Origin of the sequence: Shouchella shacheensis (genome assembly GCF_001484965.1) — a bacterium.
Lineage (GTDB): Bacteria > Bacillota > Bacilli > Bacillales > Bacillaceae_D > Shouchella > Shouchella shacheensis.
The window spans coordinates 54,631-75,234 of the sequence record NZ_KQ947397.1 but is presented as its reverse complement, the minus strand read 5'-3'; the positions used below and the strand labels follow the sequence as shown (position 1 = coordinate 75,234).

23 protein-coding genes are annotated in these 20,604 nt (G+C 45.9%); 4 read left to right on the top strand and 19 right to left on the bottom strand.

Annotation, left to right across the window (positions count from 1 at the left end; all coding sequences use genetic code 11):
- Both AVZ68_RS05260 and AVZ68_RS05255 read right to left on the bottom strand, forming a co-directional pair.
- On the bottom strand, positions 1-518 hold a 518-nt coding region (locus AVZ68_RS05260), incomplete at its 3' end, for an ArsB/NhaD family transporter (RefSeq protein WP_180316671.1).
- Between the two features lie 19 nt (positions 519-537).
- Entirely contained in the window at positions 538-882 is a 345-nt protein-coding gene (locus AVZ68_RS05255; RefSeq protein ID WP_059103484.1) for an ArsR/SmtB family transcription factor, read from the bottom strand.
- Positions 883-1,080: 198 nt separating this feature from the next.
- Between AVZ68_RS05255 and AVZ68_RS05250 the strand changes: the two genes are divergently transcribed.
- Positions 1,081-1,404: an ArsR/SmtB family transcription factor gene (locus AVZ68_RS05250; protein ID WP_059103483.1), complete on the top strand. Its 324-nt coding sequence runs from the start codon at positions 1,081-1,083 to the stop codon at positions 1,402-1,404.
- Positions 1,405-1,461: 57 nt separating this feature from the next.
- Positions 1,462-2,760: an NAD(P)-binding domain-containing protein gene (locus tag AVZ68_RS05245; RefSeq protein WP_059103482.1), complete on the top strand. Its 1,299-nt coding sequence runs from the start codon at positions 1,462-1,464 to the stop codon at positions 2,758-2,760.
- Positions 2,761-2,985: 225 nt separating this feature from the next.
- On the opposite strand, the gene AVZ68_RS05240 is transcribed toward AVZ68_RS05245, so the two are convergent.
- The 7 genes from AVZ68_RS05240 to AVZ68_RS05200 all read right to left on the bottom strand — a co-directional run bounded on the left by AVZ68_RS05240 (position 2,986) and on the right by AVZ68_RS05200 (position 10,016).
- A complete protein-coding gene (locus AVZ68_RS05240; protein WP_059103481.1) occupies positions 2,986-4,188 on the bottom strand; it encodes a GTP-binding protein in 1,203 nt (400 codons plus the stop codon).
- A gap of 64 nt (positions 4,189-4,252) precedes the next feature.
- Complete coding sequence (gene rpsN / locus AVZ68_RS05235; RefSeq protein ID WP_059103480.1) at positions 4,253-4,522, bottom strand: 30S ribosomal protein S14; 270 nt, start codon at positions 4,520-4,522, stop codon at positions 4,253-4,255.
- Between the two features lie 129 nt (positions 4,523-4,651).
- Positions 4,652-5,779, bottom strand: coding sequence for an FAD/NAD(P)-binding protein (locus AVZ68_RS05230; RefSeq protein ID WP_059103479.1), 1,128 nt, complete (start codon positions 5,777-5,779; stop codon positions 4,652-4,654).
- Between the two features lie 180 nt (positions 5,780-5,959).
- Positions 5,960-7,615: a nucleoside recognition domain-containing protein gene (locus tag AVZ68_RS20650; RefSeq protein WP_245628059.1), complete on the bottom strand. Its 1,656-nt coding sequence runs from the start codon at positions 7,613-7,615 to the stop codon at positions 5,960-5,962.
- Positions 7,609-8,733, bottom strand: a complete 1,125-nt coding sequence (locus tag AVZ68_RS05215) for an NAD(P)/FAD-dependent oxidoreductase (protein WP_059103477.1) — start codon at positions 8,731-8,733, stop codon at positions 7,609-7,611. Before AVZ68_RS05215 ends, AVZ68_RS20650 begins: the two co-directional genes overlap by 7 nt.
- Before the next feature lie 269 nt (positions 8,734-9,002).
- Entirely contained in the window at positions 9,003-9,620 is a 618-nt protein-coding gene (locus AVZ68_RS05205) for a YdhK family protein (protein ID WP_059103475.1), read from the bottom strand.
- Between the two features lie 126 nt (positions 9,621-9,746).
- On the bottom strand, positions 9,747-10,016 hold the full coding sequence (locus AVZ68_RS05200; protein WP_059103474.1) for an acylphosphatase: 270 nt from the start codon (positions 10,014-10,016) through the stop codon (positions 9,747-9,749).
- A gap of 188 nt (positions 10,017-10,204) precedes the next feature.
- Here AVZ68_RS05200 and AVZ68_RS05195 point away from each other — a divergent pair, with 188 nt between their 5' ends.
- The gene (locus AVZ68_RS05195; RefSeq protein ID WP_059103473.1) at positions 10,205-10,480 is read left to right on the top strand and encodes a spore morphogenesis/germination protein YwcE; all 276 of its coding nucleotides are present in this window, start codon (positions 10,205-10,207) and stop codon (positions 10,478-10,480) included.
- A 237-nt stretch (positions 10,481-10,717) separates the two neighbouring features.
- On the opposite strand, the gene qoxD is transcribed toward AVZ68_RS05195, so the two are convergent.
- From qoxD to qoxA, 4 genes are read right to left on the bottom strand one after another with little or no spacing between them, the layout of a single operon-like run.
- On the bottom strand, positions 10,718-11,038 hold the full coding sequence (gene qoxD / locus AVZ68_RS05190) for a cytochrome aa3 quinol oxidase subunit IV (protein WP_059103472.1): 321 nt from the start codon (positions 11,036-11,038) through the stop codon (positions 10,718-10,720).
- On the bottom strand, positions 11,039-11,650 hold the full coding sequence (gene qoxC, locus AVZ68_RS05185; RefSeq protein ID WP_059103471.1) for a cytochrome aa3 quinol oxidase subunit III: 612 nt from the start codon (positions 11,648-11,650) through the stop codon (positions 11,039-11,041).
- 2 nt (positions 11,651-11,652) lie between these two features.
- Positions 11,653-13,602 (bottom strand): cytochrome aa3 quinol oxidase subunit I, encoded by a 1,950-nt coding sequence (qoxB, locus tag AVZ68_RS05180; protein WP_059103470.1) that lies wholly within the window; start codon positions 13,600-13,602, stop codon positions 11,653-11,655.
- A gap of 15 nt (positions 13,603-13,617) precedes the next feature.
- Complete coding sequence (qoxA, locus tag AVZ68_RS05175) at positions 13,618-14,601, bottom strand: cytochrome aa3 quinol oxidase subunit II (protein WP_082676320.1); 984 nt, start codon at positions 14,599-14,601, stop codon at positions 13,618-13,620.
- A gap of 256 nt (positions 14,602-14,857) precedes the next feature.
- Between qoxA and AVZ68_RS05170 the strand changes: the two genes are divergently transcribed.
- Positions 14,858-15,100, top strand: a complete 243-nt coding sequence (locus AVZ68_RS05170; RefSeq protein WP_059103492.1) for a hypothetical protein — start codon at positions 14,858-14,860, stop codon at positions 15,098-15,100.
- A gap of 191 nt (positions 15,101-15,291) precedes the next feature.
- Here the strand turns inward: AVZ68_RS05170 and AVZ68_RS05165 are convergent, their stop codons facing one another.
- The 6 genes from AVZ68_RS05165 to AVZ68_RS05140 all read right to left on the bottom strand — a co-directional run bounded on the left by AVZ68_RS05165 (position 15,292) and on the right by AVZ68_RS05140 (position 20,579).
- Positions 15,292-16,464, bottom strand: a complete 1,173-nt coding sequence (locus AVZ68_RS05165; protein WP_245628058.1) for an alpha/beta hydrolase — start codon at positions 16,462-16,464, stop codon at positions 15,292-15,294.
- 147 nt (positions 16,465-16,611) lie between these two features.
- Positions 16,612-17,127 (bottom strand): peptide-methionine (S)-S-oxide reductase MsrA, encoded by a 516-nt coding sequence (gene msrA, locus AVZ68_RS05160; protein ID WP_059103490.1) that lies wholly within the window; start codon positions 17,125-17,127, stop codon positions 16,612-16,614.
- Positions 17,123-18,022: a UV DNA damage repair endonuclease UvsE gene (gene uvsE / locus AVZ68_RS05155; RefSeq protein ID WP_059103468.1), complete on the bottom strand. Its 900-nt coding sequence runs from the start codon at positions 18,020-18,022 to the stop codon at positions 17,123-17,125. The genes msrA and uvsE overlap by 5 nt, the downstream gene beginning before the upstream one ends.
- A gap of 21 nt (positions 18,023-18,043) precedes the next feature.
- Complete coding sequence (locus AVZ68_RS05150) at positions 18,044-18,340, bottom strand: HesB/YadR/YfhF family protein (protein ID WP_059103467.1); 297 nt, start codon at positions 18,338-18,340, stop codon at positions 18,044-18,046.
- 256 nt (positions 18,341-18,596) lie between these two features.
- Positions 18,597-19,502 (bottom strand): chemotaxis protein CheV, encoded by a 906-nt coding sequence (locus tag AVZ68_RS05145; protein ID WP_059103466.1) that lies wholly within the window; start codon positions 19,500-19,502, stop codon positions 18,597-18,599.
- A 357-nt stretch (positions 19,503-19,859) separates the two neighbouring features.
- Positions 19,860-20,579, bottom strand: a complete 720-nt coding sequence (locus tag AVZ68_RS05140; RefSeq protein ID WP_059103465.1) for a SurA N-terminal domain-containing protein — start codon at positions 20,577-20,579, stop codon at positions 19,860-19,862.
- Positions 20,580-20,604 lie beyond the last annotated feature (25 nt).

Genomic DNA, 20,604 nt, shown 5'->3' with positions numbered 1-20,604 from the left:
ATGCCAAAGAAATCAGCAGAAACAATATTCACCAAGTTACTAACAATCAGAGGTAATGATGTAGTGTCTGCAATAAACCCACTGGCAATAATAAACGGAAAAACCATTTTCTCATTAAAATTCAATGAACGTACCATTGCCAAAACGATGGGTGTCAAAATCAAAGCCGCACCGTCATTTGCAAAGAATGCGGCAACAATGGACCCTAAAATACACACATAGACAAACATGAGCACCGCGTTCCCTTTGGCTGCTCTTGTCATATGTAGAGCAGACCATTCAAAGAAACCAATTTCGTCTAAAATCAATGAAATAATAATAACAGCAATAAATGTTAATGTCGCATTCCAAACAATGCTGGTCACTTCCATGACGTCCGTGAAATTAACCACACCAAAGAGCAATGCAACAATGGCCCCTCCACATGCGGACCAACCAATGTTTAGATTCTTTGGCTGCCATATGACCAAGACGAGCGTTGCAATAAAAATCGCCGACGCCAAAATGACTGAAGTCACAACCCATTTCCTCCCCTATCTAGCATTCGACTGGTCTTTCTTTTTCCAATGCTTCTTTTAAAGCAGGATCTTCATCATCCACCTGGTTGAGCACGGCTTTAACCAGTGAAAAATACGACGAAGACGGATTAAGGGAATAGTGGCGCCATTGTCCTTTCCTGTTTTCCTTTAGTAGATCTACTTGCTTTAACTTACGAATGTGTTGGCTCACCGCGGGTTGACTAATCTCAAACATATCGACAAACTGACACACACAATATTCTTTGTTCTCGGCTAGTTTCAGCATTAACAACCTTGTTGGATCGCTAATCACTTTCAGGCAAGCAACAGCCTCTGATGACGTTTGTTTTGTTATTGTCGTCATTTTCACCCTCTCCTTTCAAAAAGCATTGTATAACAGCCCTTGCATATAAGTCAATTTATATATTAAATTTCACTATATGCAGCTTTCAAAAGTCCAAAAACAAAAACTTTCGATTTATTTGTTGCAATAACAATGCCGTTGTAGTACATTACCTACATCAACAAAAATTGATCAATCAAAAAGAGAGGATTATCGCCTATGTCTTTAGCACCTGAACAAAGCAATTGCAGCGCCACTAATTTCAGTGTTTATGCCGAAAAGTTCAAAGCTCTTTCTGACTCCAAAAGACTCGAATTATTGAATATGCTTTGTGTCAGAGGCTCGACCTGTGTATGTGATTTAGTTGAGGAAATGAGTATTCCGCAATCCAAATTGTCCTATCACCTTAAGATTCTTCTAAAAGCGAACCTCATCCATAAGGAAACGAAGGGCACTTGGAGCTATTACTCGCTCAAGGAGGAAGAAATGAACCATCTTTTGTCGAAAGAGCTATGTTGTATCATTAATCCACCTTCCAAATAAAGGTGGACTTCCATTTCATCTTTAAAACAAATAATTTTGATTTAAGGAGTGTTTAGTATGCTTCATTCATCTTTCCCTGTTGCCATTATTGGTGCAGGCCCAGTAGGTCTTGCCGCAGCCGCTCATCTAGTCAAGCAAAGCCAACCCTTTATTTTATTTGAATCAGGTCCTACCGTCGGAACAAATTTTTTAGATTATGCACATGTGCGCTTATTCTCCACTTGGGAATACAATATGGATTCGGCAGCCAAATCACTGCTTCTTAAACACAGCACTCGCCTACCCGATCCAAGCCAACTGCCTTATGGTGGTGACATTGTATCAGAATACTTGGAACCCCTCGCTGCTCTGCCAGAGTTGAAACCATCTATCCATTTGAACAGTCACGTTGTTCATATATCTAGAAAAGGAATAGATAAAGTGAAAACAGAAGGCCGAGATCAACTGCCATATGAAATACACGTTAAAACATTAAATCATGGCATACAACAATTTCAAGCAAAAGCAGTCATTGATGCGACAGGGACGTGGCAGAATCCAAACCCGATTAGTTCTGGAGGTCTAGCACTCCCAAAAGAAAAGAATGCGAATATCCATTATGGTATTCCGGATGTCCTTGGGGCTGATCGAAAGCAATTTGGGAATAAACGGGTGGTTGTGGTTGGCAGCGGTCATTCTGCATTCAATTCCATACTTGATCTTGTTGCTCTTAAAAAGGACTTTCCTTCTACTACGCTTTCATGGATTATTAGAAGATCGAGAACTGAGGAGGTATTAGGGGGAGGAAGCAATGACCAACTTCCAGAACGGGGGGCGCTAGGAACACGTGTGCAGGATGAAATTTCGAAGGGCAATATTGATGCTCACGTCTCAACGTTGATCCAGTCTTACCGTCTCAATGAAGACGGCACCAATTCTCTAACGGGTGTCCAAAATGGAACCCCCACTGAAATCGGTCCTTTTGATCGTATGATTGCAAACGCAGGTGCACGGCCCAATTTTGAATTCCTCCAAGAAATACGATACGCTTTTGACCCTGCTTTGGAGAGCGTTTCAGAATTGGCACCCCTCATCGATCCAAACGTTCATAGTTGTGGCACGGTTCGCCCACATGGAGAAAAAGAATTACGTCAACCAGAAAAAGATTTCTACATTGTTGGCGCCAAAAGTTATGGAAGGGCCCCTACCTTTTTAATGGCCACCGGATATGAGCAAGTACGCTCCATCGTGTCTCACCTTTCAGGAGATGAAGAAGCCGCCCAACGTGTTGAGCTTAACTTACCTGAGACTGGCGTTTGTCGTGTAAATCCACTATCTATAGCGAGTAGATCGAATGATGGTTCTTGCTGTAATTGATTTAGAAAAAGAACTGTCTGTGAACCAAAGAATTCGCAGTAGTTAAAAAAACCTTGAAGGCATAAAAAACTTGCCTTTCAAGGTTCTTTTCATTCAGCTATGCTACCATTATTCCACAGCATAGGCTCGCACACCGATAACAGAATTTGGCACAGTGAAAATATGTGCTTTAACGCTATCGCTATCCATAACCATGACCCTAGCCAGCCTCACTCCGCTTCACCGTCACGTATGAACCGGTTGTAACACCCAGTCATAAGGATCCTCCAATGCTTCCCAATCTGCTTTCAGTTCTGTATCTGTCAGCAGGCAACGGTCCAGTTCTTCAGTAATTTCTTTGGGCTCGAGATTAATTCCAATAATCACAAGCTGTGTTAAGCGATCTCCATACTCTTCATCCCAGTTTTTTCTCGTATCCGGATTCTCTCGAAGGAGTTCCTCTTGCGATTCTTGCGACAAAGCAGCGACCCAGTAGGATACAGGGCTAATCGAAACCGTTGGTCCAGCGTGTGAAAGCAAAATAGCGACTTCATTCCGAGTTGCGCACCAGACAATTCCTTTCGCCCTAACGATGGATGGATCCATTTGATGATGAAGCCAATTGTCGAACCGCTTCGTATGAAAAGGGCGTCGTCGTTGATAGACGAAGGAGGAAACTCCATATTCTTCGGTCTCGGGCGTGTGATTTTCAGGTCCCGCGGTTAATTCTTTGATCCACCCAGCTGAGCCACTCGCCTTTTCAAAATTAAATTTTTCAGTGTATAAGAGTTCTTTAGGGTCAACCTCACCATGCTTAGTACGGATGAACGTGGCTTCTGGTTGTAGTTTTCGCAGGACTGTCTCTAATTCAATGAGTTCTGGCTCTTCTAATAGATCACATTTATTAAGAACCAGTACATCGCAAAATTCAATTTGGTCGATGAGCAGATCGGCAATCTCCCGCTCGTCTTCAGCCCCTACTGCCTGCCTGCGGTCAAGCAGCGTGTCACCAGATCGAAAATCCTTCCAAAACCTGTAAGCATCAACAACTGTGACCATCGTATCTAATGTACAAAAACGACTCAGGTCAATATCCAACGATTCGTCTAAGTAAGTAAACGTTTGAGCCACAGGAACAGGTTCACTAATCCCTGATGATTCAATAACAATGTAATCAACCTCTCCTTGCTTCGCCATTTTCTCCACTTCAATGAGAAGATCTTCTCTGAGTGTACAGCAAATGCAACCGTTGCTCATTTCAACGAGTTTTTCATTGGCGCGAGAAAAACCGCCCTGCTCTATAAGGTTGGCATCAACGTTGATTTCACTCATATCATTGACGATAACAGCCACCTTTAATTCTTGTTGGTTTTGCAGAAGATGATTTAGAATTGTTGTTTTTCCTGCACCTAGATAACCACTTAAAACAGTCACTGGGATTTTGTTCATTTATGTCCTCCAAACGTTTGTACTATATGACCTGTGCTCTAAAGGTGAACGTTATAATCACCACTTACCAACTCGATTTTTTCACACCTGGAATCTGTCCTTTATGTGCGAGTTCGCGAAAAGCAATCCGCGACATTTTAAAATCTCTCATATAACCACGCGGACGTCCTGTAATTTCGCAGCGATGGTGAAGGCGAGATGGTGCTGAGTCGCGGGGCAGCTTACGAAGGCCTTCATAATCCCCCTTCTCCTTCAGCTCTTTCCTGCGTTCGGCATATTTAGCCACCAACTCCTGGCGTTTTTTCTCTTTGGCGATCTTTGATTTTTTGGCCATTTTACTACACTCCTTTTCAAATAGTAATCATTACGATTTAAGATTAGAGCATGTTTTCCTGCTTGTCAATAAGAAACCGTGCTGAAACCCCGTAAGGCAATTGAAAGATACCCAGGGGGAGGGCGCCCTTCACAAGGCACCGACGATCTTTAATGCCCCTCTTCTTGCGCCAGCAATGTTTCTGGAAACCGGTCCTATTTGAAGCTCCGCAAGCGCCCCTATGGCATACAGCCCCTTCCCCCATTCCAATGTTTCCGAAAGAATCGGGTACCCACACGTAGCAACTGGAAGCTTTTCGCGCTCCATTGTTGAGCGCAGCCATTCCATCCCTGGTGGATCTGGACGAAAGCCAGTCGCAAGCAAAATCGTGCCTTCTTGCTCAAAGGTCTCGAACGTCTCTTGGTCTTGTACGATCCTAAGTTGCTTGCTTTTGGCCGCTTTACTGATTGCTGTTTTTAATTCCGCAGGCATCGACCCTCGGTGACGTGCCTCTTTAATCAGCATGCGGCGTTTTTCGTAATTCTTAATCTTTGAATACTCCTTCATTCGCCTCGCTCCCATCCAGCCTGGGTCAGCATCGAACTGCTGCGTGCGAAACGGATGTCTCATTTTCAACGTCACATTACCGGGATACTTCTTAGATAGCTTTAGAGATAGATGAGCGGCACTTATTCCTCCTCCGTAAATGACAAATGGGGCAGATAGCTGTTCAAAGGCAGGCAACGACTCTCCAAACACATGATAAATCTCGTCCCCTCGCCCCTTCTTCTCCAGCGCCCATTCCGGCCAGTATGGCTGCTCTGTGATTCCAAAAGCCAACGCTACCTGTTTCGCCTTTACAGTTTCACCCGAACACAAGTACAACTTCCAATGGGGATTTTCTCGCTCAAGGTGCTGCACTCTTCCCTGCTTCCAAGATGCTTCTAGCCCAATTCCCCTAAAAACGTCCACGCTATGTGAGTTAAATACGGCAAGGGAGGGCCTGTCATAGGGGGGATTGAACAGCTTCTTCCATTCTTTGCTGTATGTTTTTCCATACTTCTCGAGTCCAAATGGAGGGACGTCTAGGTGATGAACTGAGGGAGAACGCAAATAAGGCATGCCAATTCTTTTTGTATACTCTTTCCACAGTGCGAGTGGTTCCTCATGCGGATCTATGATCTCGATCTCCTCAACTCTTGCCTTCTTCTTTTTAACTAGATAAATCGCCAGCGTAGAGCCTTGAATACCTCCTCCGATAATGGCCCACTTTTTCAAGTAATAGCCTCCTTTCAGCAACGCATAACGATAGTCGTTTTCATTACGATTTACAAAGTGCATTTTTCCATTTGCTGCATTGCTTTTTGAATCTCTTCACATCCAAATTGACGCCAATGACCACGAGACTTTCCGGAAACTCCTGCTTAAACATCTAGTTCTCCCATGCCCTCCCCTCTCTTAAGAAAACAAGTGAAACAATAGCAACATGACAAGAGCTGAGGCAAGGGATGTGACTAGTTGCTTCCCCGCCATTGCCAGCATCACGCGATGTTTGAATTCCTTTGCGATTGCTAGTAACGTGACCAGACAGGCAGATAACGTTGAGGCGAGATACACAAGTAGGAATATGGTGCCCGCTGACAGCTGGGCAAGCAGCTCACCGTTTCCTTGGTTAAATAACAAAATCCCGTCTTTGCGAATCAATGAAAAAACCAGTCCAGAAGCAGCTTCACCCGGTGCCCCCAGTAGATACATTAGCGGAGCGATAAGTGCGCTTGCTTTATTCATTACCCCTGCGACATGGAGCAAAGAAGCCACAATACAAATGCTTAAAAAGATTGGCAGCGCCTGCGTCATAAACTGCCAAAGCACGGACTTCACTCGAAAAGCAACAACCCTATACGACGGAATTTGCAAATAGAACCTTCGCTTCTGGAAATAACTCGCCCATCTCTCATCTTTTATTGGATACCAAAGACGGTTGTGGATCGCTCCGATGAAAGTTACCACTGCAAGATATGGAACGAAGAGCCAAGGCATTCCAGCCACATGGAAGATAGATAAAGTAGCACCGAGTTGGTAACTACAGGCTGAGCCAAAGGAGATGAGTGAGACGCAACCAAGGCGGGTTGCTGAGCTACAGGTTCGGCTCTGGTGTAACGCAACTACATTACAGCCAAAGCCAGTGAGGAACGGGACTAGATCTTTTCCTTCGAGTCTAATTTTTCGCATCCCCGGATCCAGTATATTGACAAGGCGGTCTTTTAATCCTGAGTCCTCGGTAATAGCATTTGCAGTTGCCATAAACATCACGACTGGGAAAGCCCAGACGAACGAAAACACCCCAAGTGTTAATAAGCCATAATCACCAGCAATCAACACCTCCAGCCATAACGGCCAGGGTGCAGCCATAGCTTCTATGGGCTGGATCAACCTTTCCTCTACATGCCCTTCCACCCATCCAGATAGATGATAAGCAAGCACAATCGGGGACACAAATAACAAAACGACAGCAAGGATGGCAAGTAACACCGATGCTTTCTCCCGGGGCATAGTAGATGCTTGTGCAGCGCGCGAGGGAAGGTCCATTTGCGAGAGCTCTTTTTTACGACGGGAAGTAAGGGGGCACCCTGCCTCGATGAGATCCATAAACTCCGAATAAGAGAATGCTTCCTTTTCCCGGAGACTTAGAAATTCTAATGGAAATTCCTGATTCTGTGCCTTTAAGCGAATCGATTCTTTTACCTGTTCTGCCACCTTATCCTCAAATGTTACAAGAATGGAAAGTGCCTTCCCATTTTGCGGAAGAAGCTGCAAAAGTGTTTCGAGCTCCTCCACCATATGTGTCCCACGCACCACTGCAAGGATGTGATCTGCTTTTTCTAACGCCTGAAACGTAGATTTCTGCGTTGCTGAATCAATCATACATATACTGGGAAGGTCAACGAGAATGTCTCCCGTAGTAAGCATCTGTTTCTGCATAAAGTCCGTTGAACCTTGGACGTTGATTGCCTTTCCTCCGCGCTTGGCTAACATAGAAAACAGCGACGTCTTACCGACCGATTCCATCCCGACCAACACAATCTGGCGCGGAGCCTTAGCATTTTCTAACATTCACACAGGACCTCGCAACAGGACAGGTCTTCCATCAGCATTTGATTATCGCGATAATCAGAGAGAACTTCATTGTCTATGGGAAGGCCCCATCTCTCAAATAGCTGGCGAACAATCACCGCAAAGCGCTGGCGAAATTTATAAATGAAACAGAAGACGGCGTTTTCGTGTTGCACATTGGCTCCTGTAAGAAAGAGATTCTTTGTCAAAGTGGATTCATCTGCTTCTTTAGTCAGTAAGGGTTTGCCATTTGTCTGCCACTCAAATAAAGATGAAATCTGCCTCGCCCCGCTATGGAAACCATTTGCCAAGACTGGCTGGCTTAAAGACTCAATCAAACGATCTCCGATAAGGTGAATACGCCAGCGCTTCCTCCCCTTCCATTCCAGCTTGGTCACACGAGAATTAGGCTGAAGCTTCACCCGCCCGGTATTCATCGCCCACTCAAGTCGTTCCGAAGTATACGGAGATAGGCGCAAGCTTGGGTCAGCCTGGCCAAGCTCCGACAGTTCGTCAGTCATCAGAACCGTCACATCACTTCCGCAGCGCACGAGCTGAATCGCTGCATCCATCGCGCTTTCAAACCCACCGATTACGTAGTGATGGTCTTTGGGTAGTTCCGTCCATGAGCGGACTTCGCTATTATGTAAAGCGAGATTCGCACCGGGGAACGCGTCTTTTTTCGCAAACGCGTATTCTCCGCTCGCCCATATCACAGCGTTGGCTTCAATCGTACCGCTCTCTCCTTCAACATAGAACTGTTTCCCTTCCTTACGAACGTTATTCACTTCCCAATTCTCTTGAATAGGAAGATCAAAGTGGGCCACCAGCAGCTCTAAGTACTCCTTATATTCCTCACCGGTTAAGTGCTCACGATGCATCGAATACGCCGGCGATGTGTTGGGAGCAATGGCGTTCAAGTCCAAAGCACCAAAGCCTTGACCCGTAAAGGAAGGCGTAATCAACTTCATTTCTTTGGGCCAACGGAGAAAAGAGGCACCGATTTCCTCCCTCTCTACAATCTTGAAAGCATCAAAACCCAGCTTCTTTAATAGTATGCCAACTCCTAAGCCGGCAGGCCCGGCCCCAACAATTACGAGCTTTGTCTTACTCACCATTTTACCTCCTTCCTATGCTCTACCCTTTTATCAACGATCTGGCTATACAAATCCTTATACATTTGATTCCTCCTCCCATTGGGATCGGGATAAATCGTAATAATTACGATTTAATAAATTCAGTATACGCCCTTGGTTCAAAAAAAGAAAGGGGGTTTTTAAAAAACCTGGACGAAGGACCTGTTTTGCTACAATTTCAAGTTAAATCTTTCCTGACTCACGTTAAAAGCCGACCTCCTTGGAAAAGAAAGGTCGGCTTTGATTGGCAGCTATGATTCAATAGAGGACAGCTCGCTTTCTGTCACCCATTTATGATTGATGACTTCCTCTTCACTGGTAGTCGAAGTGAAATCAATCATGTACACAGTCGTTTCTTCGGTTGAATCAATTTCGGCCCTGGCGCCCTCCATCCCTTCCATATGAGTGGCTTCCACCATCACTTCTGCCCCAGGCTCGTACGGTTCGTCGGCAGCGTCTTGAACCTCTTCATGAATGATCCATTTATGATTTTCGACTCTCTCTCCACCAGTTGTTGGCGTATAAGAGATGGCATAGGCTGTCGTATCATAGGCACCCACAATCGTTGCTTCAGCCCCAGCCATTCCTTCCATGTGACCGTCCTCAATCATCGCTTGGCTTCCGACTTCATACGTTGGGTCTTCTGCCTCTTCCAAGTCTTCAGGAATTTCACCTGAGCTTGAATGATCCATGTCGTGGTCCATATCATGATCCATACCATCCATGTCATCCATATTTTCTTCGGAACCAGTATCCGTGTCCGTATTTTCATCCGGACTTGTTCCCTCATCGTCCCCGCCACATGCCGATAACGCCACGGCTGTGGCCAAAGAGGCAGCCACCATCACTAATTGTTTTCTTTTTCTCATGTCACATGCCCTCCTTATTCCATATGACTGCATTGTATCAAGGAAATGTGTAGAAAATATGAAGTGAACGTGATACAAACATTCCTCACAAAAAAACACTGCTCAAAAACGAAATCATCGCTCTCTTCAGACAATGCGAAACGTTGATTCCCCTTCTTGCACAGGTTCCTCTTTCTGCATGATCTCAGCCACTTTTGAAAACCGGTTCCCTTTCACAACGGCCTTCAGAAAATGATCAACACGGTCTGAATCTCCCTGGACATGAATGAGAACAGAGTCATTGGCTGTATTCTGAACAGTGCCTTGTACCGCATATTCCAGCGCTTCCTCTTGCACAAAGGCGCGAAATCCAACTCCTTGCACATGACCAGTTACTTCTGCTTTCACACGTTTCATTTTCTAACTCACCCCTTGTCCCCATTATACCCATCCATTTATATCTCAAAACAGTCGTCCAATTTATCGTTAACGCTTTCATTTGTGTCTGATTTGTGATAAACTAAAATTGTCACAAAGAGGACACACTATGATCACGATTCGTTCATATCGTTTACTATCATACTCCCTGAAGGAGCTGAGTTAAAATGGATTTGTTTTTTGCTTATATGTTTGTGGCAACGGCAACACCGTTGTTCTTATGGTTGGAGCACCGTAAAATTGCGATCCTCTCCATCCCCTTTATTATTGTCATGTGGCTACTTGCCCTTGGGTTTATTTTTGAGATTGCGCTATTTAGCGAAGTTCCGTTTGTGACAGCGTTTATTGTCAATGTCGTAATCGCTCATTTAGCAGCATTTATGCTTTACGCGTACCCGCTATTTCAAAAAGCGCGTGCGCCGTCGCCGTATCGGTCAACCTGATTCTTAAAAACACAAAAAGCCGCAGCATCCGGTAGATGCTGCGGCTTTTTGTTTAGCTTGTGCAGGTCTTCTAACATTCTCACTTCTGGGCGATCCGCCTCCGCTTTCGGTTTGTCTAGCTCGGGCGCCCACTCGCTCGAGGTTTCTTCACGCCGCCAGTTCAAGTCAAGGGCGGACTTGATCTGCCGTCGCTCCAGAACTTGTCGCTCGTGTGCAGGGCGCCTCCGCTTTTCGGTTTTAAACGTGGCCTGACATAATGACCCAGTACGAACCGACCACAATGATAATCGCGATCACGATCGCAAAGAGCGTATGACCAATCTGCCATTTCCCTTCTTTGCCTTCGCCGATATGCATAAACATAAAGAGTTGAACCCCCATTTGAATAAAGGCAAACACGAAGATAATCGTGACTTTCATCCACAAGTCCATTGTATCAAGAAAGGCAATCCACACAGCAGCCAGCGTCAGGACAATCGATAAAAGAAAGCCAATGACATGCTGCCATGGGAAATGCTGGTGACTGTTCTGATTCGCTTCTTGCTCATTCGAAGCCATCTATCTCACCATCCCTAGCAGGTAGACACCTGTGAAAATTAAAATCCAAATCACGTCTAGAAAGTGCCAGTAAAGACTGGCGATAAAGAATTTCGATGTTGTTCTAGGCGTTAGCCCTCGTTGTTTCAGCTGAATCCCCAGTAGGATCATCCATCCAACCCCAATAGCAACGTGCAATCCGTGAGTGCCCAAAAGGACAAAGAATGCGGACCAGAAAGCACTTGTTGAAAGCGTTGCCCCTTCGTGGGCGTAGTGAACGAACTCATAAATTTCAAAGCCGATAAAGCTTAACCCAAGAAGAAGAGTAGCCCCCATCCATACGAGCATGCGGTTGAGGCGACCAGCACGCATTTCATGTACCGCTATGCCGCAAGTAAACGAACTTGTTAGAAGCAAGAACGTCATAATCAATACGAGCGGAAGATCAAACAATGCGTCTCCGCGAATGTTGCCCGCCGTCCGATCAACGAGAATGAAATACGAGGCAAACAGCGTCGAGAACAAGGCAAATTCAGCGCCAATGAAGATCCAGAAGCCAAGAATGTTGTTTCGTCCTTCCGCCGATTGAAATTCAAGCGGTTTGTTCGGATCAATCGATTCCTGTGCCGCCATTTTTACGCCTCCTTCGCTTTTCTTTCAGTTTCTTCCACTTCTTCTGCGCTCACATAGTGCCCGTCATTGTAGTCAAAGGAGCGCAAAATCATGAATACAAAGATCCCTACGGCGCTCACAGCCGCTAGAGCGAACCACTCAAATACGAGGGCGAAGCTAGACACAAACATAAAGAAACACATAACGGGCGACATCCACGTATTGTTTGGCATGTGAATTTTTTCATACTTGTCAATATCGTTCGGGTCAATGCTTTTTTGCTTCATATCCCAAAGCGGATCGCGATCTGTGATCTCTGGAACCTTGGCAAAGTTATAGTGTGGCGGAATCGCTGACGATGTTGCCCACTCCAAGGTACGCCCGTCCCATGGGTCGCCTGTTTTATCACGTTCACTATAACGGTAGCTGTAGTAAATGCTATAGACAAAGATCGCAAAAGCAGCCCCCATCATGAAAGCCCCAAGTGTCGAAATCGCGTTAAGAGCAAACCAGCCATCTTCCGGCAGATACGTATAGATCCGGCGCGGCATTCCGTCCAGACCAAGGAAATACTGCGGGAAGAAACAAACGTTAAAGCCAATCATAAAGATCCAGAACACCCATTTCCCAAGCCGTTCATTCAAGCGATGACCAAACATCTTCGGATACCAGAAAATTAGACCGGCAAAGCAAGCAAAGACTGTCGCCGCAATCAGAACGTAGTGAAAGTGAGAGACAAGAAAGTACGTGTTGTGGTACTGATAGTCAGCTGCCGCCATGGCAAGCATTACTCCAGTAACACCGCCAATGACAAAGTTCGGAATGAATCCAAGGGCCCATAGCATCGGCGTGGTGAACGAGATCTTTCCTTTATGCAGCGTAAAGAGCCAGTTAAAGATCTTCACGCCTGTTGGAATGGCGATCGCCATTGTCGAGATTGAGAAAACGGAGTTCACCGCTGCGCTGTTGCCCATCGTGAAGAAATGGTGAACCCAAACGAGAAAGCTCAAGAACGAAATGACAACAATGGAAGCGACCATCGCCGTGTAGCCAAAGAGACGTTTTTTAGCGAACGTTGAAATAATCTCCGAGAAAATCCCAAACGCTGGTAAAGCTACAATATAGACTTCTGGGTGACCCCAGATCCAGAAGAGATTGGCCCAAAGCATATCAAGCCCTTCCCCTTGCAACGTAAAGAAATGCGTGCCAAACAATAAATCAAACGTCATCATCGCGAGCGCTACTGTGAGCACCGGGAAAGCAAGCACAATAATGAGCGATGTGATAAAGACAGTCCACGTGAACATCGGCATTCTCATCAGGCTCATGCCTTTAGCTCGCATGTTCAAGATCGTGACGATAAAGTTAATCCCTGTCGCAAGTGTTCCAATCCCTGAAAGCTGGATACCAAGCGCATAGAAATTCTGCCCAGGACCCGGACTAAAATCGTTGGAAGCGAGCGGAAAGTAACTAGTCCACCCTGCCGATGGAGCCCCTCCAATGACAAAGGAAATATTGAATAGCGCCATTCCGAAAAAGAACGTCCAAAAACTTAAGTTATTCAAAAACGGGAAAGCCACATCGCGGGCCCCAATTTGTAAAGGAACCACAACGTTCATTAAGCCGATCAAGAAAGGCATCGCCATGAAAATAATCATGATCGTCCCGTGAGTGGTAAAAATTTCGTTATAGTGTTGTCCTTCCAAAAAACTCATTTCCGGAGCAGCAAGCTGTGTTCGCATCATCAGCGCATCCACACCGCCACGGAATAGCATCAACAGTGCACAAAGGATGTACATAATCCCGATTTTTTTATGGTCAACCGTCGTAATCCAGTCCCGCCACAGCCACGTCCACTTTTTGTAATAAGTCAACGCGACAACAATGGCTATACCGGTTAAGGCAATGGATATTTGCCCGCCCAGAATAAAGGGATCGCCGGTGACGATAAATTCGTCCCATCTTAAATCCAAAATACCGTCTCCTCTCTATTCATCCTCAAGCTCAACTTCGTACGTCTGGCTTGTATCGATCGGCTGTTCTAAAAGCGGCAATTCAAATACCTTCCCTTCTCTCGTATGCGGACCGTGAGCTTCATAGCCAAGCCCCGCTCTAGCATCAAGCGCATATTCAGGATCATTGGCATGATCAATAAAGTCTAAATGGGTTGAGGAGAACGTCATCTCCCCCGCGTGTCCAGGTACCATCAAATGATGGTACTCTTCCTCTGATAAAGGTGGAGCTTCTTCTTGCGTTCCTTCCACCCAGTTATCAAACTCTTCTTCTGCTACCGCGTTCACGTCAAAACGGTGATGGGTAAAGCCCTCGCCCGTGTAGTTGGCGTTTCTTCCATCATACGTTCCCTCATGATCAGCACGGAGAAAAAGTTCCGTTTCCATCCCTGACATAGCATATTTCTGACCCCCAAGCTGAGGAACCCAGAACGAAGCCATTGAATCCGCAGAGGTAAGCTTAAACAACACAGGACGGTCCACAGGAATGTTTATGTAATTCACTGTTTCGATCCCCTCCTCCGGGTAGCTGAAAATCCACTTCCAGTTCACGCTGGTCGCGTGAATCACTAGCGGATCTTGTTGAACGGCTCCCTCTGCTACTTCAGGGGCTTCTTCTAAATTGTAAATCGCAATAATCGTAGGAACCGACAGGATCGTCACAATAATAATCGGGATGATCGTCCACGTAATTTCAAGCTTGTGGCTCCCCTCAATATTCGGTTCATAATTATCATCGTTGTCGCGATCGCGATATTTTACGAGCATGATCGTTAGCAGCACAAAAACGACGAGAACAATAAAGAGCATAAATGCAATCGACAATGTAATTAAACTGCTTTGCTGATCAGCTACGGGGCCTTTCGGATCAAGGACCGTCAAATTGCAGCCACTGAGAAAAAGAGTAAATAGGGCAAGTGTAAGCCACTTAACACGAGAAGCTATTATTCTCAAAAGAATCACCTTTCTTTGACATAATTCGATGATGAAAAGGAAGTTTAAGAGTGTCTGAGCTTACCTCACTTCAGAGACTATCCTAACAGAACCTATGTAAAAATGCGCTGCCTTTTATTCGTTTTGCGTGAAATAACATAAATTCGACAAAAAAAAGTTACGAAGTAGCCACAAGTTTGTCAGTTTTTCCGCCTGCAAACCTATACATTCTTGCCCACGTCTCGGACATACTAAACACCAAAAGGTGGAGGTGGATAAAATGATGTCGAACCCTTATTTATGCCCGCGCTGTAAAACCAACCGCACTCGTTTTCACAAGATCGAGCAGCGGGCCGAGCCTGTGAAACTAGACCCCCAAACCGGGACAGTTACCCAAACGCTGGAAGAGGCCTCCCTTGATGTGTTTCATATGAACTACGGGGGTCCAAGCATGCGCGTCCAATGCGGAGCCTGCGGGTTAAATGAGCTTGAAGAAATGTTTGTCGCCTATGCCAAACGAAACTAAGCGACAACTCAATGAAAAAAGCGGGATGTGCGATCATGCTTCTCGTGTTTTGTATTCCTTAATTCGTGCTCGCATTTCCACACTTCGAGTTTTCTGTTTTGGAATGTAGGTAGAGCGATGGAATTTCGGATCCCATAGCTAAAGCACCCCAAAAACCGGCTAGCGCATATCTAGCCGGTTTTATACGTGACTTATTGTTCGTCCATAATATAGTTCTGTATCTGTTTACCGATTAAAAATGCGCCAATCGCATAGGCTTCCAACTCTTCTTGCCAAGAATTTTGAAAGTCATCATGGTTATAAACGAGCTGCTCGTGTCCTCCGCTCTCATCCAATTCACCGTTAAAGGCTTGCCTCAAATACTCCGACGTAACAGCCAGGCCGTGCCCGCCTCGATCCATGACTTCATAAAAAGAAACAAACCCATGCATCACACCATCGTAGCGTATCGCTTGAACCGGGACGCCAGACTCCGCTAATTTAACACCGTACGCTTCTCCTTCGTCTCGCAAAGGATCAAACTGAGCCGTTATAAGGAGCGTTGGTGGCATGTTGCTTAAATCAGCCGCAGCAAGAGGAGAGGTATAAGGGGAATGCCACATCTCCTCCTGTGGAGTGTACGCTTCACGGGCGCGCTCCATCACCCCTCTAGATAGCAAATAGTAGCCACTTGAGTACATATCTCGAGAGACAAAAGTCTGATCTTCAAACGTTGTCAGTGGATAAAGGAGCGCTTCCGCGACAATGTTTGGGCCGTTGAAATCCCTTGCCATCATCGCTACTACGGTAGCTAGGTTCCCACCTGCACTGTCACCGGCAACGGCCAAACGGTTTGGATCCGCACCAAGCACCTTAGCATGCTCGTGTACCCATTTCAGAGCATCATAGCTGTCCTGTGTAGCTGTTGGGAAGGGATTGTCCGGAGCAAGTCGATAGCTCGGAGCGACGACAATTGCATCTGTCCGCGCCGCAAGAGCACGGATGATGTTATCGTGGGTCTCAATACTCCCAAAGCCCTCCATAAAGGCTCCCCCGTGATAATACATCACCACTGGATGAGGGCCCTCTGCTTTTGGTTGGTAGAGGCGTATCGGAATTTCCCCTCCATCTGAGACCGGGATCATCTGGTCGGTTCGGGTGAAATTTGAGGACCCTTTGTTAGCGAAGATGCTCGGTGCTTTGAGCTCTCCGGGTACAAGATTGTTATGAACCGCGTGCAAAAGAACGGCGGTTTTTGGGGGAACTTTGCCCGCCTCCGTGTAGCTCCAGCCTCTTACCGCGATCATTGATATTAACATGATGGTGACAAACGCTAAGAAAAGAGAGGCACTTAGTAATGAGAGTCGGTAGAAAAACTTTTTCAATTTCCCACCACCTATCTTTTTCTTTATTATAGCAAATATGAGCAGGAGCGGTGACGAAACCGGCGAACGTTCTTCAACGTTATTTGATGAGAGTTCTATCCCTTCATGTCAATGGTTTACCTTGCTCACAATCCAAATGCCCTTTCGTCATTTCCAGTTTTTATCAATAAAAGCATCTCTACCACTTTGCACACGGTCCTGCTTGTATTCCTCAGGTTGCTTCTTGTAAAAATCTTGGTGCTCTTCCTCAGCTTCATAAAAGGCGCTTGCTTCTTTTATCGCGGTAACGATCGGCTTCTTAAAGCGTCGGCTCTCCTCAATCGCTTGACGGGAAGCTTCTGCCTTTTCTTTTTGCTGCTTTGTATGGTAGAAAATCGCCGTTCGATATTGAGAGCCACGATCTTGAAACTGTCCGCCATCGTCCGTCGGGTCAATTTGTGGCCAGTATAGTTCAAGTAGCTGTTCATAAGGGAAAATGTCAGGGTCAAAGCTAATTTGTACCACCTCATAGTGGCCTGTCTCTCCTGTTTTTACTTGCTTATAGGACGGATTCTCAGTGTATCCGCCCGAATAGCCAGAGCGGATCTGATGAATGCCCGGCAACTCATCAAAGGGTTTCACCATACACCAAAAACAACCACCCGCAAATGTCGCTATCTCAATCGGCATTTTCGCCACTCTCCTTTTTCAGCTGCGCTCTTAATTCAAGGAGCGCTTTTTCCTTTGCTTTTGCTTCAAGCATCACATCGACCCCTCGACCATCTAACACCCTCAGGAGCAATTCAAAATCTTCCATCCGTATGTAGTCTGCGTGACTTCGGTCCTTCTCAGAAGCCTTGCCACTACTTATGTGAACCTTAGGAATTTCTGATTTTGGCCATGTACGATACACATCCTGAAATAGAGAGGATAGCTCCCCTTCTCCTGTCTGAAAACACCGCTCATGATGAATGTCAAAACAGAGGACCACCCCACATGCATCGTGAATATCAAGAACATCTTTCGTTTGAAACACCTTGTCGTCATTCTCAAGACGTAACCTCTGTCTTACCTGCTTCGGTAGCTCCGCGAACGCAGAAGCGAACTGCTTCTTTGCTTTTTCTTTATCTCCGTACATCCCCCCTGTGTGAACAATGATGTCTTTTCCTCCAACCATCTCAAGCAGGTCAGAGTGATAGCTTAGGTCGAGAATTGCATTGTTCACTACCTGCGACTTTGGCGAATTCAGTACGGAATACTGCCCGGGATGAGCCGATAATCGCATTTGATTTTCTTCGCCTTTCTCGCGAATCAAAGCAGTGAGGTTTTTCACATCGTCATCCTTCTGCCAGTGCCACGTCATCTCTGGATGGGTCGCAAAAGGAATAATGTCACTTGAGACGCGAAAAAAGGTGATATCGTGGGCGATATTCCAGTCCAACATCGCCGATAACTGTTCTAAATTATGCAACGTTAATTCTTTAATCTTCTCCATGCCCTCCTGTCGCATTGTCTGCAGGCGGCAGGTCCGAAGCTTGCTGGGCAAAGATAAATTTTGGCACGGATATCCGAGTCTCATAGGCACTCCTTTTGACAAAGCTCACGCATTCTTATAATCAAACTCAATTTCATCATTGGTGCGGCTGTATTTGATTTTCACGCTATGATTATTAAAATACCACAAATCCTGTTTTTCAATGAAGAACATAAAACCATCCATCTCTTTAACCGCCACTGGTTTTTCTGGCTCTTGCATCTCCATCCCTATCGAAAAACCACTTTGCAAGGAGCCGCAACCACCATAGCGTCCAAAGAAACGAATCGAGACTTTTTCGTCTTCCTCGCCAAATTCTTCCTTAAACCAGCGAAGTGCTGGTTTTGTTACTTCTATCTCCATTTGCAAGTGCCCCCTTTGCGCTTTATCATAACAAGAAAAAAAGCGCCAGTACAGGCGCCCGCTTTCTTTCCTTGAGGAAACTTTTTTAGATTAAGTGAATAAAATGGCAGCATAACAAAAAGGGGGTGAAAGGATGGGCGTCACTAAGAAGACTTTGCAGTATGCCTATTGGCTTCAAAAACTCGGCCTACTCAGTGCTGAACAAACGAAAATCCTCGAGAATTCAAAAGGAAGAAATGAAAACTGCCGATAAACCTTACACGTCCTCGGCAGTTTCCTTTTGCAGGCATTCGTCCAATGCGTGCACAAGCGCGGCTACATCAGGCTTGGATATATGTGCCGTCACCCCAAGTCGTTTCCCTTTCTCCTGTGTAACATTGGCGGAGAGCGAAGAAAAAGTGATGATTGGAAAATCTAGATAGCCCGGCAGCTCGCGCACATGCTTCGTTAGCATATGCCCATTCATTTTCGGCATTTCAATGTCTGTAACTAGCGCCGTAAATGACACGACTCTTGAAGGGTCTTGCATATACTTCCAGGCGTCTTCCCCGTTGTCAAAATATGTAACATCATCATAACCTGCATCAAAAAGCGACTGGATAAGCAGCGTGCGAAGGGTCTTTGAGTCTTCCACCAAGAGGATGGTTTCCTGCCCACGCTTCACTAGCTCTTCCGCTCGGTATGTTGCTTGGGCCGCCTGTGGTCTTACCAAATGGACCACCTTTTCTAAGTCAAGCGTAAAAACCATTTGATTCGCTTCTTCTAAATGAACAACCCCTGACACAAATTGTTCTTTTCCGCTCGTTATTGAATCAGGAACTTGCAGATCGCTTGAGGCTAAGCGATGAATCGTTGAAACCCTTCCTACGCGTAAAGCCAGCCGCTGATTTCCCATTTCCACAATGATGAAGAACTGGTCGCCATCATGGCTCCCTCCGCCAACCTCCAGAAGCTCAAACATATTTAAAAGCGGCATCACTTCATCTCGAACCCGTACAACCCCCTCTACGATCGTGTGGCGATTGGGCGATGATGTCACCGGAATGGGCCGAATGACCTCACGTACTTTTAACACATTCAACGCATATAGTGAATCGTCTAGGTAAAATAATACGAGCTCCAGATCCAGCTCTTGTGTGGTGCCCCACGAATGAATATTCACGTCAACCCCTCCTATTTCATTGCTTGCTCTTTTTACTATCGGCTCCAATCCACTTCTTCTTAAGGATCACTGTTGAAAAACCAAAAAGCGCAAACGGGTTGCCCAAAAGCGAGAGTGTTAGAAGACCTGATATAAGAAACCCCGACCTTGGATTTCGGTATCAGGACTGAAAAATTCCGAAGCTTCTCCCCACCGTAGCAAAACAATACCGAAAGGCAGAGGTTCCCTGTCACGAGCGACAAGGTCTGGAACGACGGCTGTATCTAGCCCGGTTTTGGCTTGATCTGGCGGCGTGAAGAAACCTCGAGCGAGTGGGCGCCAGAGCTAAACAAAAAAAGAAGGAGCCCCCCCTTCTCCTCACTGATAGATAGATACGTCAAGCTCCGCCTCTTCACGGAGGGTCTCCAAAAGTTCGTTCGCGTGATGAAAGCGTTGTTCAGACTCTAGGTTTCGCTGTAGCTGATCTTTCACTTCTTCATACGCTGGCATATCGTCCTCTCCACTTGCCGCTTCTTCGTAATAGGCCCTTACGTCCTCCTCGGTAATCTCTGGTTCCCCAAACGTTCCATCAATATATTTAAAATTTAAGAGTTGGTTCTCTACTTCTTCTTCATAGTTTTCTTTCGTATAGCCCTGAATGTATAACAAGTGCTCATACTCTTCATCGGATTCAATCCCCTGGGTTTCTTTGATTTCATCCAGCGCCTCGCGAAGTTCTTCTTCACTCACCGTATAGCCTTCCTCAAGCGCGGCCTCGTTTAAAAGCATAGCATCGATTTGTCGATTTAACGCCTGCTCCATATGTAGCTGGTCCAGTTGCTCATTGCGCTCTGGGTCCGTCTCCTCTGAAGCCGCGCTCTCGTAATCGGTACGGTTTTGTTCCACTTCTTGCTGGAAACTTTCTTTAGTAATATCCGTTCCGTTAACTGTCGCAACCACGTCTGGCCAGTCTTCCGGGTCTGTGGAGGAAAACATCGGCTCAGGTGCAGATTCTTCCTCTTCTCCATTATTGGAGCACGCTCCTAGCAGCGACACTACGAGCAGAGCGGCAATGGTTCCTTGCGTAAACAATTTCATTTTGATGCCTCCTCTATCTGGCATC

Bases quoted from the DNA above. Each gene is read 5' to 3' on its own strand.
- AVZ68_RS05255 (WP_059103484.1), bottom strand. From the start codon at position 882: ATGACGACAATAACAAAACAAACGTCATCAGAGGCTGTTGCTTGCCTG.
- AVZ68_RS05250 (WP_059103483.1), top strand. From the start codon at position 1,081: ATGTCTTTAGCACCTGAACAAAGCAATTGCAGCGCCACTAATTTCAGT.
- AVZ68_RS05245 (WP_059103482.1), top strand. From the start codon at position 1,462: ATGCTTCATTCATCTTTCCCTGTTGCCATTATTGGTGCAGGCCCAGTA.
- AVZ68_RS05240 (WP_059103481.1), bottom strand. From the start codon at position 4,188: ATGAACAAAATCCCAGTGACTGTTTTAAGTGGTTATCTAGGTGCAGGA.
- rpsN (WP_059103480.1), bottom strand. From the start codon at position 4,522: ATGGCCAAAAAATCAAAGATCGCCAAAGAGAAAAAACGCCAGGAGTTG.
- AVZ68_RS20650 (WP_245628059.1), bottom strand. From the start codon at position 7,615: ATGTTAGAAAATGCTAAGGCTCCGCGCCAGATTGTGTTGGTCGGGATG.
- AVZ68_RS05215 (WP_059103477.1), bottom strand. From the start codon at position 8,733: ATGGTGAGTAAGACAAAGCTCGTAATTGTTGGGGCCGGGCCTGCCGGC.
- AVZ68_RS05205 (WP_059103475.1), bottom strand. From the start codon at position 9,620: ATGAGAAAAAGAAAACAATTAGTGATGGTGGCTGCCTCTTTGGCCACA.
- AVZ68_RS05200 (WP_059103474.1), bottom strand. From the start codon at position 10,016: ATGAAACGTGTGAAAGCAGAAGTAACTGGTCATGTGCAAGGAGTTGGA.
- AVZ68_RS05195 (WP_059103473.1), top strand. From the start codon at position 10,205: ATGGATTTGTTTTTTGCTTATATGTTTGTGGCAACGGCAACACCGTTG.
- qoxD (WP_059103472.1), bottom strand. From the start codon at position 11,038: ATGGCTTCGAATGAGCAAGAAGCGAATCAGAACAGTCACCAGCATTTC.
- qoxC (WP_059103471.1), bottom strand. From the start codon at position 11,650: ATGGCGGCACAGGAATCGATTGATCCGAACAAACCGCTTGAATTTCAA.
- AVZ68_RS05170 (WP_059103492.1), top strand. From the start codon at position 14,858: ATGTCGAACCCTTATTTATGCCCGCGCTGTAAAACCAACCGCACTCGT.
- uvsE (WP_059103468.1), bottom strand. From the start codon at position 18,022: ATGAGACTCGGATATCCGTGCCAAAATTTATCTTTGCCCAGCAAGCTT.
- AVZ68_RS05150 (WP_059103467.1), bottom strand. From the start codon at position 18,340: ATGGAGATAGAAGTAACAAAACCAGCACTTCGCTGGTTTAAGGAAGAA.
- AVZ68_RS05140 (WP_059103465.1), bottom strand. From the start codon at position 20,579: ATGAAATTGTTTACGCAAGGAACCATTGCCGCTCTGCTCGTAGTGTCG.